This window comes from Pseudomonas sp. Irchel s3a12 (assembly GCF_900187485.1).
GTDB lineage: Bacteria > Pseudomonadota > Gammaproteobacteria > Pseudomonadales > Pseudomonadaceae > Aquipseudomonas > Aquipseudomonas neuropathica.
Genome location: NZ_FYDN01000007.1, coordinates 77,784 through 90,286 on the forward strand (window position 1 = coordinate 77,784; position 12,503 = coordinate 90,286).

Annotated in this window: 15 protein-coding genes; 5 read left to right on the forward strand and 10 right to left on the reverse strand. The window is 57.5% G+C overall.

The annotated features are described in order from the left end of the window. Window positions 1-30: 30 nt before the first annotated feature. On the reverse strand, window positions 31-1,569 hold the full coding sequence (murJ, locus tag CKW14_RS13420) for a murein biosynthesis integral membrane protein MurJ (RefSeq protein WP_095048705.1): 1,539 nt from the start codon (window positions 1,567-1,569) through the stop codon (window positions 31-33). A gap of 252 nt (window positions 1,570-1,821) precedes the next feature. Here murJ and rpsT point away from each other — a divergent pair, with 252 nt between their 5' ends. Further along, window positions 1,822-2,094 (forward strand): 30S ribosomal protein S20, encoded by a 273-nt coding sequence (rpsT, locus tag CKW14_RS13430; RefSeq protein ID WP_003228351.1) that lies wholly within the window; start codon window positions 1,822-1,824, stop codon window positions 2,092-2,094. Window positions 2,095-2,277: 183 nt separating this feature from the next. On the opposite strand, the gene CKW14_RS13435 is transcribed toward rpsT, so the two are convergent. From CKW14_RS13435 to rplU, 5 genes are all read right to left on the reverse strand, one after another. After that, window positions 2,278-2,745: a CreA family protein gene (locus CKW14_RS13435; RefSeq protein ID WP_095048706.1), complete on the reverse strand. Its 468-nt coding sequence runs from the start codon at window positions 2,743-2,745 to the stop codon at window positions 2,278-2,280. A gap of 10 nt (window positions 2,746-2,755) precedes the next feature. Then, window positions 2,756-3,874, reverse strand: a complete 1,119-nt coding sequence (proB, locus tag CKW14_RS13440; protein ID WP_042561149.1) for a glutamate 5-kinase — start codon at window positions 3,872-3,874, stop codon at window positions 2,756-2,758. A 220-nt stretch (window positions 3,875-4,094) separates the two neighbouring features. Further along, complete coding sequence (cgtA, locus tag CKW14_RS13445) at window positions 4,095-5,318, reverse strand: Obg family GTPase CgtA (RefSeq protein WP_016986202.1); 1,224 nt, start codon at window positions 5,316-5,318, stop codon at window positions 4,095-4,097. Window positions 5,319-5,511: 193 nt separating this feature from the next. Continuing rightward, window positions 5,512-5,769 carry a 50S ribosomal protein L27 gene (gene rpmA / locus CKW14_RS13450; protein WP_003176049.1) on the reverse strand — a complete coding sequence of 86 codons (258 nt, stop codon included), beginning with the start codon at window positions 5,767-5,769 and terminating at the stop codon, window positions 5,512-5,514. Between the two features lie 34 nt (window positions 5,770-5,803). Beyond that, window positions 5,804-6,118 (reverse strand): 50S ribosomal protein L21, encoded by a 315-nt coding sequence (gene rplU, locus CKW14_RS13455; protein WP_003176051.1) that lies wholly within the window; start codon window positions 6,116-6,118, stop codon window positions 5,804-5,806. Between the two features lie 239 nt (window positions 6,119-6,357). On the opposite strand from rplU, the gene CKW14_RS13460 reads away from it, so the two are divergent. From CKW14_RS13460 to CKW14_RS13470, 3 genes are all read left to right on the forward strand, one after another. Beyond that, window positions 6,358-7,326: a polyprenyl synthetase family protein gene (locus CKW14_RS13460; RefSeq protein WP_007950962.1), complete on the forward strand. Its 969-nt coding sequence runs from the start codon at window positions 6,358-6,360 to the stop codon at window positions 7,324-7,326. Window positions 7,327-7,472: 146 nt separating this feature from the next. Further along, window positions 7,473-7,814: a zinc ribbon domain-containing protein YjdM gene (locus CKW14_RS13465; RefSeq protein WP_016986200.1), complete on the forward strand. Its 342-nt coding sequence runs from the start codon at window positions 7,473-7,475 to the stop codon at window positions 7,812-7,814. Between the two features lie 205 nt (window positions 7,815-8,019). Next, on the forward strand, window positions 8,020-8,277 hold the full coding sequence (locus CKW14_RS13470; RefSeq protein ID WP_034153845.1) for a hypothetical protein: 258 nt from the start codon (window positions 8,020-8,022) through the stop codon (window positions 8,275-8,277). A 146-nt stretch (window positions 8,278-8,423) separates the two neighbouring features. On the opposite strand, the gene CKW14_RS13475 is transcribed toward CKW14_RS13470, so the two are convergent. The 3 genes from CKW14_RS13475 to CKW14_RS13485 form a co-directional block, all read right to left on the reverse strand. Further along, window positions 8,424-9,041 (reverse strand): FKBP-type peptidyl-prolyl cis-trans isomerase, encoded by a 618-nt coding sequence (locus tag CKW14_RS13475; RefSeq protein WP_008078561.1) that lies wholly within the window; start codon window positions 9,039-9,041, stop codon window positions 8,424-8,426. Window positions 9,042-9,162: 121 nt separating this feature from the next. Further along, a complete protein-coding gene (locus tag CKW14_RS13480) occupies window positions 9,163-9,468 on the reverse strand; it encodes a DUF6482 family protein (protein WP_095125457.1) in 306 nt (101 codons plus the stop codon). 135 nt (window positions 9,469-9,603) lie between these two features. After that, window positions 9,604-10,092 carry a TIGR00645 family protein gene (locus CKW14_RS13485; protein WP_007909801.1) on the reverse strand — a complete coding sequence of 163 codons (489 nt, stop codon included), beginning with the start codon at window positions 10,090-10,092 and terminating at the stop codon, window positions 9,604-9,606. A 159-nt stretch (window positions 10,093-10,251) separates the two neighbouring features. Between CKW14_RS13485 and CKW14_RS13490 the strand changes: the two genes are divergently transcribed. Beyond that, complete coding sequence (locus CKW14_RS13490) at window positions 10,252-12,081, forward strand: hypothetical protein (RefSeq protein WP_095125458.1); 1,830 nt, start codon at window positions 10,252-10,254, stop codon at window positions 12,079-12,081. Between the two features lie 36 nt (window positions 12,082-12,117). Here the strand turns inward: CKW14_RS13490 and CKW14_RS13495 are convergent, their stop codons facing one another. After that, window positions 12,118-12,432, reverse strand: a complete 315-nt coding sequence (locus tag CKW14_RS13495; protein ID WP_007909799.1) for a hypothetical protein — start codon at window positions 12,430-12,432, stop codon at window positions 12,118-12,120. Window positions 12,433-12,503 lie beyond the last annotated feature (71 nt).

Here is a 12,503-nt window from a genome sequence, read left to right on the forward strand (position 1 = left end):
GGCCCGCGCCTGTTTATAAAGGGTAAAACCTCAGCTCAAGGCCTTGCGATTGAAATCACGCAAGCGGAAACCGAGCAACAGCAACATACCGAAATAGGACACCACGCCCGCCGCAACCAATGCGCCCAGACGCAGGAAGCGCTCAAGCATGTGCCCTTGATCCCACGCCGGCATGAAATGCATGCCAAGCAGCAACACTGCCGACATTACCGCCACCGCGATCACCAGTTTGAAACCAAACTTGGCCCAACCCGGCTGCGGCTGATACATCTGCTGTTTACGCAGTTGATAGAACAGCAGTCCGGCGTTGAGACAGGCACCGGCACTGATCGCCAGTGCCAGCCCCGCGTGCGCTAACGGGCCAATCAGCACCAGGTTGAACAGCTGAGTGACCACCAGGGTAAAGATTGCGATTTTTACCGGTGTACGGATGTTCTGTTGCGCATAAAAGCCCGGAGCCAACACTTTGATCACAATAATCCCGAGCAGACCGACAGAGTAAGCAATCAATGCGCGCTGAGTCATTTCGGCGTCGAAGCCACTGAACTGCCCGTACTGGAATAGCGAAACAGTCAGCGGCTCGGCGAGAATCCCCAACGCCAGCGCACAGGGCAGCACCAGCACAAAGCACAGGCGCAGGCCCCAATCGAGGATTCGCGAGTACTCATGGCGATCTTTGCTCGCGTAAGTTTTCGCCAGCGTCGGCAGCAGAATCGTGCCCAATGCCACGCCAAGCACACCCGAAGGCAGCTCCATCAAGCGATCGGCGTAATACATCCACGACACCGAGCCTGCGACCAGAAACGAGGCGAAGATGGTGTTGATGATCAGCGAGATCTGGCTGACCGACACGCCGAGAATCGCCGGCAGCATCTGCTTCATTACGCGCCAGACGCCGGTATCGCGCAGGTTCAGGCGCGGCAGCACCAGCATGCCGATCTTTTTCAGGTGCGGCAGCTGATAGAGCAACTGCGCCAGTCCACCGACCAGTACCGCCCAGCCCAGCGCCATCACCGGCGGATCGAAGTACGGCGTGAGGAACAGCGAAAACACGATCATGCTGACGTTGAGCAACGTCGGCACAAAGGCCGGCACCGAGAAACGGTTCCAGGTATTGAGAATCGCGCCCGCCAGTGAGGACAGGGAGATCAGCAATATATAGGGGAACGTCACCCGCAACAGATCGGAGGTGAGCTGGAATTTTTCCGGCGTATCGGTAAAACCCGGGGCCGTCGCCCAGATCACCCAAGGCGCAGCGATCATGCCCAGCGCCGTCACTACCGCCAATACCAGCGTCAGCAGACCCGACACATAGGCAATAAAGGTTCGGGTCGCCTCTTCACCCTTCTGGCTCTTGTATTCAGCGAGAATCGGCACGAATGCCTGAGAGAACGCGCCTTCAGCGAAGATACGCCGCAGCAGATTGGGCAGTTTGAAGGCAATAAAGAAGGCATCCGTCGCCATCCCGGCGCCGAAAGTACGAGCAATCAGCGTGTCACGAACAAAGCCCAGAATCCGGGAAAGCATCGTGATAGAGCTGACGGCGGCCAACGATTTGAGCAGATTCATTGAGGGAATTTGTGCCTGTCGATAAACAGCAGGCGAACAAAGCGCCTACTTGTGCGATACTCCGCGCCGCAGCAGCACAGAGCCAAAGCTCGCGAGTTTACAGGTCAAGCGCCGGAAATAAATATCCCGCCTCTTTATACCTACCACTTAGCGGAACGTTTCAAGTGCCCTTGACAAGACTTCAACTCATCGGCATGATTCGCGGCCTATTTTGTTTGCTATTTCCTAAAAAGTCTTTCGAGGAGCTCGACGGTGGCCAACTCACCTTCCGCCAAAAAACGTGCAAAACAGGCTGAGAAGCGTCGCAGCCACAACGCCAGCCTGCGTTCCATGGTTCGCACCTACATCAAGAATGTAGTTAAAGCCATCGACGCAAAAGACGCTGAAAAAGCTCAAGCTGCATACGTTCTGGCTGTGCCAGTTATCGACCGTATGGCCGATAAAGGCATCATCCACAAGAACAAGGCTGCTCGCCATAAGAGCCGCCTGAATGGCCACGTCAAAGCGCTGAAAGAAGCTGCTTAATCCGACGTAGTCATTAAAAAACCGACCTTAGGGTCGGTTTTTTATTGCCTGTGATTTAACAAATCCCAGCGCAAAAAAATGTAGGAGTGAGCCTGATCGCGATAGCAGTGTCACAGTCAATAATTGCATCGACTGACACACCGCTATCGCGAGCAGGCTCACTCCTACAGTTGGTTTGCGGCGTTATTGCTGGATCGGTACCCACGGCAGGATCGGGATCGCGGTCACGGCATTCTGCGGACTGCCTTCGATCAAGCGATCGCTGTAGACCAGATACACCAGCGTATTGCGCTTCTTGTCCAGGAATCGCACCACCTGCATGGTCTTGAATACCAGCGAAGTGCGCTCCTTGAACACCTCATCGCCATCCTTCAGATCACCCTTGAACTTGATCGGGCCGACCTGACGGCAAGCGATCGACGCTTCTGCGCGATCTTCAGCCAGACCCAGGCCACCTTTCACACCGCCCGTCTTGGCGCGCGACAGGTAGCAGGTCACCCCCTCAACTTTCGGATCATCGAAAGCCTCGACCACAATGCGGTCGTTCGGACCGACAAACTTGAACACCGTCGACACCTGACCGATTTCCTCGGCCGAGGCCAGCAATGGCATCGCCATCAGCAAGCCCAACAATCCTTTCGCTAAACGCATCGAATTTTCCTTAGACCAGAATCAGGTTGTCACGGTGAACCAGTTCAGGCTCCGCCATGTAACCGAGCAAACCGACAATCGCATCCGACGACTGACCGATAATTTTTTGTGCTTCCAGCGCGCTGTAGTTAGCCAGGCCTCGGGCAATCTCACGACCATCGGGCGCCACGCAGACGACCATTTCACCGCGACGGAAACTGCCCTGCACCAACTTCACACCTACCGGCAGCAAACTTTTATTGCCCTGTGACAGCGCCGACACCGCACCATCATCCAGCACCAACGTGCCGCGAGTCTGCAGATGCCCGGCCAGCCATTGCTTGCGTGCCGCGAGCATGCCGCGCTCAGGCGACAGCAACGTACCGATACGCTCACCCGCCTTCAGGCGATCAAGCACACGCTCAAGACGCCCACCAACAATGATGGTGTGCGCACCGGAACGCGCAGCCAGTCGCGCCGCTCGCAACTTGGTCTGCATACCGCCACGCCCCAGCGCACCACCCGTGCCGCCCGCTACCGCATCGAGACTCGGATCATCAGCGCGCGCTTCGTAAATCAGCTGCGCCTCGGGATTGTTGCGCGGATCGGCGTCAAACATGCCATCGCGGTCGGTCAGGATCACCAGCAGATCCGCCTCGACCAGGTTGGCCACCAGCGCCGCGAGCGTGTCGTTGTCGCCGAAACGGATTTCGTCGGTGACCACGGTGTCGTTTTCGTTGATCACCGGGATGACTTTCAGCTCGACCAATGCGCGCAAAGTGCTGCGGGCGTTGAGGTAGCGCTTGCGGTCGGACAAATCGTCATGCGTCAGCAGAATCTGCGCAGTGTGCCGGCCATGCTCGGCGAAGCTCGATTCCCACGCCTGCACCAAGCCCATCTGACCAATTGCCGCAGCCGCCTGGAGCTCATGCATCGCACTGGGTCGTGCGGTCCAGCCCAAACGGCTCATGCCGGCCGCTACCGCCCCGGAGGACACCAGCACCAACTCGACGCCAGCCTCATGCAAGGCCACCATCTGCTCCACCCAGACACTCATTGCCGCGCGATCCAGCCCTTTGCCATCAGCTGTCAGCAAAGCGCTGCCGATCTTCACGACCCAACGCTGCGCACCTGTCACCTTGCTCCGCATCATCTTCAACCTTAGCTTGAGGGCAACGCGACCCAGCGCCGCCCATGACGTTATTTGTGACTTGCGATTTCCAGATACTAAAACGCCGCTCGATTGAGCGGCGCCTTAGAAAAACGGCTTGCAGCGATGATAACACCGCCCTGAGATGAAGACTCAGCACACACCAGCGATCTTCTAAAGGTCAAAAGATCGCAGCCTGCGGCAGCGCCTACCCAACGAATCAGTCACGCACGTAAATGATTTCCGGACCGTCTTCGTCATCCACATCTTCTTCGTCCCAATCATCGTCGCCGATGTCATGGACCGACTTCACGCCGCTGCGACGCAGGGCACGCTTGTCATCCAGCGCCTGCAGCTGCGCACGGGCTTCGTCTTCGATGCGCTGATCGAGGTCGGCCAGCTCTTCCTTGTAAGCCGGGTCATTGGCCAAGCGATCGGCGCGATCTTCCATGTAACGCATGATGTCGTGGCACAGACGCTCGGTACCGATCTTGGCGATCGCCGAGATCACGTAGACCGGGCCAGTCCACTCCAGGCGATCAACGATTTCCTTGACGCGCTCATCGTGCTCTTCTTCAAGGATCTGGTCGCACTTGTTCAGCACCAGCCAGCGATCACGCTCGGCCAGGGACGGACTGAACTTGATCAGTTCGTTGACGATCACTTCAGCGGCATCCGGCGCGCTGGAATCATCAAGCGGCGCCATATCGACGAGGTGCAGCAACAGACGCGTACGCGCCAAGTGCTTGAGGAAGCGAATGCCCAGGCCAGCACCGTCGGAAGCGCCTTCGATCAGACCCGGAATGTCGGCAATGACAAAGCTCTTCCAGCGATCGACGCTGACCACACCGAGGTTTGGCACCAGCGTGGTGAACGGGTAGTCGGCGACTTTCGGCTTGGCCGCAGAAACGGAACGGATAAAGGTACTTTTACCGGCGTTCGGCAAGCCCAGCAGACCGACGTCAGCCAGTACTTTCATTTCCAGTTTCAGGTCGCGCTGCTCACCCGGCTTACCCGGCGTGGTCTGACGCGGCGCACGGTTGGTACTGGATTTGAAACGGGTGTTACCCAGACCGTGCCAACCACCCTGCACTACCATCAGTTTCTGGCCAGCCTTGGTCAGGTCACCAATCACTTCCTGAGTAGCAGAGTCGATCACCGTAGTGCCGACCGGCACGCGCAGGATCAGGTCTTCACCTTTTTTACCGGTGCAGTCGGTGCTGCCGCCGTTAGAGCCACGCTCGGCATCGAAGTGCCGGGTGTAACGGTAGTCGACCAGAGTGTTGAGGTTTTCGTCAGCCATCATGTAGATGGAACCGCCGTCACCACCATCACCGCCGTTCGGGCCACCGTTTTCGATGAATTTTTCCCGACGGAAACTCATGGCGCCATTGCCGCCGTCACCAGCCTTTACGCGAATCGATACTTCATCAACAAACTTCATAACCAACGCCTCTCGCCGTACGGACGAGCCGAAAAACAATCAAGACATAAGACTCTTGCAAAAATGAGCGCAGCGACCCCAAAACACGACCTGCATCGCACGCCGACAGCCCATACAAACAGTTTTGCAAGAGACTCACCCCACAAACGAAAAAGCCCCGTCGCGAGACAGGGCTTTTCCAGCGATCGCGCAATTAAGCTGCGACAACGCTCACGTAACGGCGGTTGAACGCGCCTTTTACTTCAAACTTGATCACGCCTTCGATTTTCGCGAAGAGGGTGTGATCCTTACCCATGCCAACGCCGTAGCCAGCGTGGAATTGGGTGCCGCGCTGACGCACGATGATGTTGCCCGGAATGATTTTCTGGCCGCCATACATCTTAACGCCAAGGCGTTTGGCTTCTGAGTCGCGACCGTTACGGGTACTACCACCAGCTTTTTTGTGTGCCATGAGTCAATTCTCCTAGTGAGGAATTAGGCTGAAATTAAGCCTGAATACCGGTGATTTTGATCTCGGTGTACCACTGGCGGTGGCCCATACGCTTCATGTGGTGCTTACGGCGACGGAACTTGATGATGCGGACTTTATCGTGACGACCTTGGGAGATCACTTCAGCCACAACGGTAGCGCCAGCAACAACTGGAGCGCCGATATTCACGTCGTCGCCATTGGCAACCAACAGAACGCGATCAAAGGTAACGGATTCGCCGGTAGCGATTTCCAGTTTTTCGATCTTCAGGTATTCACCCGGGGCGACTTTGTACTGCTTGCCGCCAGTAACGATTACTGCATAAGACATGGTATTTCTCCGATAATCCTGCTCACCCAGCTCTTTATAAGAAGAGGTATTGGCTGGCATGGCTGCATAAGGCTGGAAGGCCCGTTGCAATTGCGTAAGGCAGGTGCTGCCCAGGAAGTTCAGGGTGCGCGATTGTACGCAAGGTGCCGCAGGCTTGCAAGTAGCCGTCTATCGCGCCTTGACAGGTCTGGATGGGGGTCCTAGCATGCCGCGCAACCCTTCTGGAGCGACTCTCGCTGATGCAACCCCAAGCTTTCTACCGCGCGGTGGCGGACGATTTTAGCGCCGTCGACGGCATCATCAAGAAGCAGCTGACTTCCCGAGTACCGCTGGTATCGAAAATCGGCGATTACATTACCTCGGCCGGCGGCAAACGTCTGCGTCCTTTATTAGTGTTGCTGTGTGGCAAGGCCCTGGGTCGCGAAGGCGACGACATGCGCCTGCTGGCCGCCACCATCGAATTCCTGCACACCGCCACCCTGCTGCATGACGACGTGGTCGACATGTCCGGCATGCGCCGTGGCCGTTCGACCGCCAACGCCATGTGGGGCAACGCCCCGAGCGTGCTGGTCGGCGATTTCCTGTACTCGCGCTCGTTTGAAATGATGGTCGAACTGGGCTCGATGCCGGTGATGAAGATCCTGTCCCAGGCCACGCGCATCATCGCTGAAGGCGAAGTACTGCAACTGTCCAAGGTGCGCGACGCCAGCACCACCGAAGAAACCTATATGGAAGTCATCCGCGGCAAGACCGCGATGCTCTTCGAAGCTTCGACCCACAGCGCCGCTGCATTGGCCGGTGCTACCGCTGAGCAGAGCGAAGCCTTGCGCACCTTCGGCGACCACCTCGGTGTGGCGTTCCAACTGGTCGACGACCTGCTCGACTACAAGGGCGACGCCGAGACCCTGGGCAAGAACGTCGGTGACGATCTGGCCGAAGGCAAACCGACGCTGCCGCTGATCTACACCATGCGCGAAGGCACGCCGGAACAGGCTGCACTGGTGCGTCAGGCGATCCAGAAAGGCGGGATCGAAGATCTGGAAAGCATCCGCATTGCTGTGGAAGCTTCTGGTTCGCTGGAATACACCGCGCAACTGGCCCGTGATTACGTGGCCCGCGCGATCAAGTGCCTCGATGCACTGCCAGCCAGCGAATACCGCGATGCGCTGGTTGAACTGAGCGAGTTTGCGGTCGCCCGTACGCACTGATACCGCTGAAGCAAAATCAAGAGATCGCAGCCTTCGGCAGCTCCTACAGGGGTTGTCGATGCTGCGATCTTTTGCATTTGACTGCCTGAAAAACTAAAACCCTATACAATGTGCGACTTTTAGCGATCCACACCCAAGGAGCCTTAGTGAGCACGTTGCCACCCTGCCCGAAATGCAATTCCGAATACACCTACGAAGACGGTACCCAGCTGGTGTGCCCGGAGTGCGCCCACGAGTGGTCCGCCAGCGGCGAAGCCGAAGTGGCGTCTGATGATGCCGTGAAGAAAGACTCGGTCGGCAACGTCCTGCAGGACGGCGACACCATCACCGTGATCAAGGATCTGAAGGTCAAGGGCACTTCGCTGGTGGTCAAGGTCGGCACCAAGGTCAAGAACATCCGTCTGTGCGATGGCGACCACGACATCGACTGCAAGATCGACGGTATCGGCCCGATGAAACTCAAATCCGAGTTCGTCAGAAAGGTCTGATTCCGTTGTCATCCATCCCGCGCCAAGCGTGGGATGGAGCTTCGCCCTCCCCGCTCCCCCCCAGCAAAACCGCGCAATAGCCAAACGCCAGCCGTTTTGACCTTACGCAATCTTTACCCGGAAAATTTCAGAATCCGCCAATAGACGCTTGCTATTTGACGAATAAGAATTATTCTCATTGAAACCCTTCAAGGAGATGAGAACCATGACTTATTTGATCGACGCGTGGCTGGATCGCCCACACCCTTACCTCAGAATCCTCCATCGGGAGACCGGTGAAGTCTGTGCGGTGCTTGAAGAAGAAGCCTTGCATGAACTGCAGGATCAAGGGGATCTGGACGTCAGCAGTCTCAATTCCAGCGAGCCGTTGGTGCTCAAGGAGCTGGTGCGCAATCTGTTCCTGTTCTGCTATGCCCGGGCCTTGCGCCCGACCAGTGAACTGCATCACAAGATAGAACTATGAAACGCGGTAAAAACTGTAGGAGTGAGCCTGCTCGCGAAATCGTTGTATCAGGCAACAGATTTGCTGACTGAACGGACGCCATCGTCGGATCGCCGCCCGGAGCAGGCTCACTCCTACATTAGCCCGCCATCAAGGCAGGCCCGGTCTTACAGAACGTCCAGCAGCTCGACGTCGAATACCAGAACGCTGTGCGGCGGGATGCTGCCAACGCCTTGAGCGCCGTAAGCCAGTTCGCTCGGCACGTACAGACGCCATTTGCTGCCGGCATTCATCAGTTGCAGGGCTTCGGTCCAGCCAGCGATCACGCCGCCAACCGGGAATTCTGCAGGCTGGCCGCGCTCGTAGGAGCTGTCGAACACAGTGCCGTCGATCAGGGTGCCGTGGTAGTGAGTACGTACTTGATCTTCACGGGTCGGCTTGGCGCCTTCGCCCTGAGTCAGCACTTCGAATTGCAGGCCGGAAGCCAGGGTAGTGATGCCGTCACGCTTGGCGTTTTCAGCCAGGAAGGCCAGGCCTTCGCCAGCAGCGGCTTCAGCTTTGGCAGCGGCTTCGGCTTGCATGATTTCGCGGATAACCTTGAAGCTGGCGGACATTTCTTCCTGGCCAACACGGCTTTCCTTGCCGGCGAAAGCGTCGGTCAGACCGGCCAGGATGGCGTCCAGGCTAACGCCCGGTGGCGGGTTGTCGCGCAGCTGGTCACCCAGCTGACGGCCGATGCCGTAGCTGACGCGGGTTTCGTCGGTGGACAGATTTACTTCGGACATGACACTGCTCCGCTGTGCGGACGGCCACAAGACTTGCCGTGCGAGCACAGCGCGTCCCGGCGCGCCCGGAACCAAAAGGGCGAGCAGACTAGCACAGATGCCCGGCGATGGGGCGCAAGGCCTACAGGGCTGAACGCCAGGCGAGCGGCACCTTCAGGCTTTCATCGATACTACCGGCCAGGCCGCACATTTCGTCATGCACCGAGGTGTGTACAAGATTGAAGGGCAGCACCGGAAACGCATGCAGCAGATCCCGCGCATGCTCCACCGAACGCAGTGTCAGCATGTTGCCTTTGAGATCACTCAACGGATACGCCGCGCCATGCATGCGTGCTTCGAGCAGATAAATCCCGCCTTCCATGGAGATCAGGTTCAACTCATCGACCTTCCTGGCGATGGCAAACGCGTTCAGCTCTTGCAGGTTCATGAAAGCACCTCACACAGTGGCGAATCAGGATCTCTACAGGGATATGCTCGCGCGCAACAAAGCACAAGCCACAAACGACACCGCCCGTCTGTTTCGCAACAGACGGGCGGTGTTTTTGCAGCGATCAACGGTTGATCAGTGCTTGGTGACTTTGTCCAGGTAACCCATGGCGAACGCCGAAACGACGAAGGTCATGTGGATGATCACGTACCACATCAAGTGCTCGGGATCGACGTTCTTGGCGTCCATGAAGATGCGCAGCAAGTGAATCGAGGAAATCGCCACGATCGAAGCCGCCACTTTCATCTTCAACGACGAAGAGTCCATGGTGCCGAGCCAGCTGAGCTTTTCCTTGCCTTCGTCGATGTTCAGTTCAGAGACGAAGTTCTCGTAGCCGGAAATCATCACCATCACCAGCAGACCGCCGACCAGTGCCATGTCGATCAACGACAGCAGCACCAGAATCAGTTCCGACTCGGCCATCGAAAAAACGTTGGGCAGGATGTGGAACACTTCCTGGAAAAATTTCAGTGCCAGCGCCAGCAACCCGAGCGAAAGCCCGATATAGATTGGCGCCAGCAGCCAGCGCGAGGCGTACATTGCATTTTCGATAAAGCGTTCCATTGAATCTCACACAAGGGGGTGGAAATGGCGGCGAGTATACCAGCCCCCTGTGACAGCCAGAAACTGCCCGAAAATCCGCCACCTGCGCGTGCGGATGATTTTTTTCTGCTAGTGTCGAAACCATTGACAGCCCAGTGACTGCAGACAGGACGTGTGGAAATGGATGTGCGATTACCGATAACGACGGCCGGAATTTGCCTTGCTCTGTTGATCAGCGGTTGCTCGCCCGGCGACGAAAAACACACCACCAGCCTTGAAGAAAAAACGGCAAAGTTCGAACAGTCACTGGACGCCATCACCGACACCAAACTCAAGGACGCCATCACCGAACTCGGCGGCTCACTGCTGCTGCTCGAACGCGCGCAACTCAAGCTCAACGACAATCCGCCGCGCACCGAATACGGTGAAGACGCGCTCGCCGTGCTCAAGCACTACCCTGCCCCGCAGACGCTGGTCGATACGTTTATCAACGGCCTGTTCGTGCTGCACAAGGATGCCAGCTCCGATTACCTCACCGATCTGCAACCGGTGTTCCCGTTCAACCTGAACATTCCCGGCGGTTTCTTGTTTCCACACGGTGTGGAATGGCAGTCGGTGACGTTGAGCAACAAACGCGTGATCGCCTATCAGCCGGAATGGTCAGAAACCGATCCGGGCATTCAGCTCAGCCCCTCCAGCTCCAACGTCACCAACCCCGATGACCTGACCGTGACCTACCCGTTCATTGACGGACTGGACGTGGACAAGAAGTCCCTGCCGCAACCGGTCAGCCTGCAAGGCCAGATCGAAGTCATCGCACCGCGCCGCTTGTACAGCTTCGACCTGACGCCAAAAGACGTCGGCCAGACCCGCAGCAATGACAACCTCAGCGTCAAACTGCTGAAGCTCGAAAACAACTACGCCGAAGTCGAATTCAGCAACAGCCTGCCATTGGCTGCGGAAGTCGCAGAGACGCAGCTCAATCCGCTGATCGTCCAAGCCCGCGACAAGACCGGGCAATACCTGATACGCGCCGGCTCGATCAACGAGAGTCCGGAGCAAGTGGCCTTCTATGAAAAACAACTGGCCTACCTGCAACAGCAGAAGGGCTGGAGCGATGCGCTGGAAAAGCAACTCACCGAAGAGCAGCAGGCATTCGAGGACAAGCACCCGCGTCGCTATAACAAGGTCTATTTCAATGGCCCGATCGACACTCTGGAAGTCAGCGTGCTCGACTTCTCCTCGGCGACGGTGACGCGCAAATCGCTGGATCTGCCGATTCGCACGTTCAGTCAACACACGACGCAGAAGGCTATCCAGCCGCTGGACCTGCCAGTGACGGTCTACGACGATCTGGCAGCCAACTGGCTCAAAGGCGCGAGCCTGACCGAGGACCAATTGAAGGCTGGCATCCGCGTCCATCAATCCGTGGAAGAACCGAGCGCTGCGCGCATCGAGTTTTCCCATCGCCGTACGTTCAACGATGAATTGCTCGGCGATGACTTCAGCCCGGGGGTCAGTCCTGTCACGTTCTTCACTGAAAAGCGCAGTGGCAAGCTTGATGAGCCGATCGAACTGCCGCCCGAGGCTTACCAGGTCGATCCGCTGCGCGCGACGATCACTTACGACCTGAACCTGTTCCCGGAAACCCCGGCGATCGCCGTCGGCTCAATGCCGCTGTTTCTCGCGACTGTGGCCAAGCAGGCATACGACGCCAAGTCCTTGCCCAAAGGTCTGGAGATCAAGAACAACCTGCTGGTGGTGGACCTGAAATTGTTTCCGCCCAACGAATGGCGTTTCTTCGTCAAAGACGACAGCGGCAACTACCTCAAGCAGATTCTTGCTGTCAGCCACGATGCGAGCGCAGAAGGCCCGGCGCTGTTCGGCGTGCACTATTTTTATGGCCGCCCGACTCACGTAGAAACCTACCAGCGCACCGACCTCGCCACTGTGCAATACGGCTTTGAGGTCAAGCTCGACAAGGCGCAGGTGCCTGAGACTGCCCATTGAAGAGCAAGATCAAAAGATCGCATCCTGCGGCAGCGCCTACAGGGCGCGGCCACGGCCACCGTTGATCTGCCGCAGTTGAGCTTGCAGGTGCAAACTCCAGATCTGCGGATCGTCGGCCAGTTCGTAGCCATGCAGGGTCAGGCTTTCGACAATGGTGTCGAGTATCGATTCGGCGGCGACCGGTCCATGAAACGGGCCTTGGGCCTTGATGGCGGAAGGTTGTTCACCGGCCATGCCGGCGGCGAAGAGCAGCGTCCACATGCCGTTATCGCCGGCCAACGGCTTGATGGCGCATTCGATACGGGTCACAAGACCCAGGCATTGACGGGTAAGGCAGAGGTTGCGCGACATGGCGGCGACCCTCGGTGAAGCCGGTATTCAGCCCTCACGGGAGGACTGGCTCGATCCAGTGATACTGTCGA

Coding starts and splice junctions, on each gene's coding strand:
- murJ (WP_095048705.1), bottom strand. CDS start 1,569: ATGAATCTGCTCAAATCGTTGGCCGCCGTCAGCTCTATCACGATGCTT.
- CKW14_RS13435 (WP_095048706.1), bottom strand. CDS start 2,745: ATGCGTTTAGCGAAAGGATTGTTGGGCTTGCTGATGGCGATGCCATTG.
- proB (WP_042561149.1), bottom strand. CDS start 3,874: ATGCGGAGCAAGGTGACAGGTGCGCAGCGTTGGGTCGTGAAGATCGGC.
- cgtA (WP_016986202.1), bottom strand. CDS start 5,318: ATGAAGTTTGTTGATGAAGTATCGATTCGCGTAAAGGCTGGTGACGGC.
- rpmA (WP_003176049.1), bottom strand. CDS start 5,769: ATGGCACACAAAAAAGCTGGTGGTAGTACCCGTAACGGTCGCGACTCA.
- rplU (WP_003176051.1), bottom strand. CDS start 6,118: ATGTCTTATGCAGTAATCGTTACTGGCGGCAAGCAGTACAAAGTCGCC.
- CKW14_RS13460 (WP_007950962.1), top strand. CDS start 6,358: ATGCAACCCCAAGCTTTCTACCGCGCGGTGGCGGACGATTTTAGCGCC.
- CKW14_RS13470 (WP_034153845.1), top strand. CDS start 8,020: ATGACTTATTTGATCGACGCGTGGCTGGATCGCCCACACCCTTACCTC.
- CKW14_RS13475 (WP_008078561.1), bottom strand. CDS start 9,041: ATGTCCGAAGTAAATCTGTCCACCGACGAAACCCGCGTCAGCTACGGC.
- CKW14_RS13480 (WP_095125457.1), bottom strand. CDS start 9,468: ATGAACCTGCAAGAGCTGAACGCGTTTGCCATCGCCAGGAAGGTCGAT.
- CKW14_RS13485 (WP_007909801.1), bottom strand. CDS start 10,092: ATGGAACGCTTTATCGAAAATGCAATGTACGCCTCGCGCTGGCTGCTG.
- CKW14_RS13490 (WP_095125458.1), top strand. CDS start 10,252: ATGGATGTGCGATTACCGATAACGACGGCCGGAATTTGCCTTGCTCTG.
- CKW14_RS13495 (WP_007909799.1), bottom strand. CDS start 12,432: ATGTCGCGCAACCTCTGCCTTACCCGTCAATGCCTGGGTCTTGTGACC.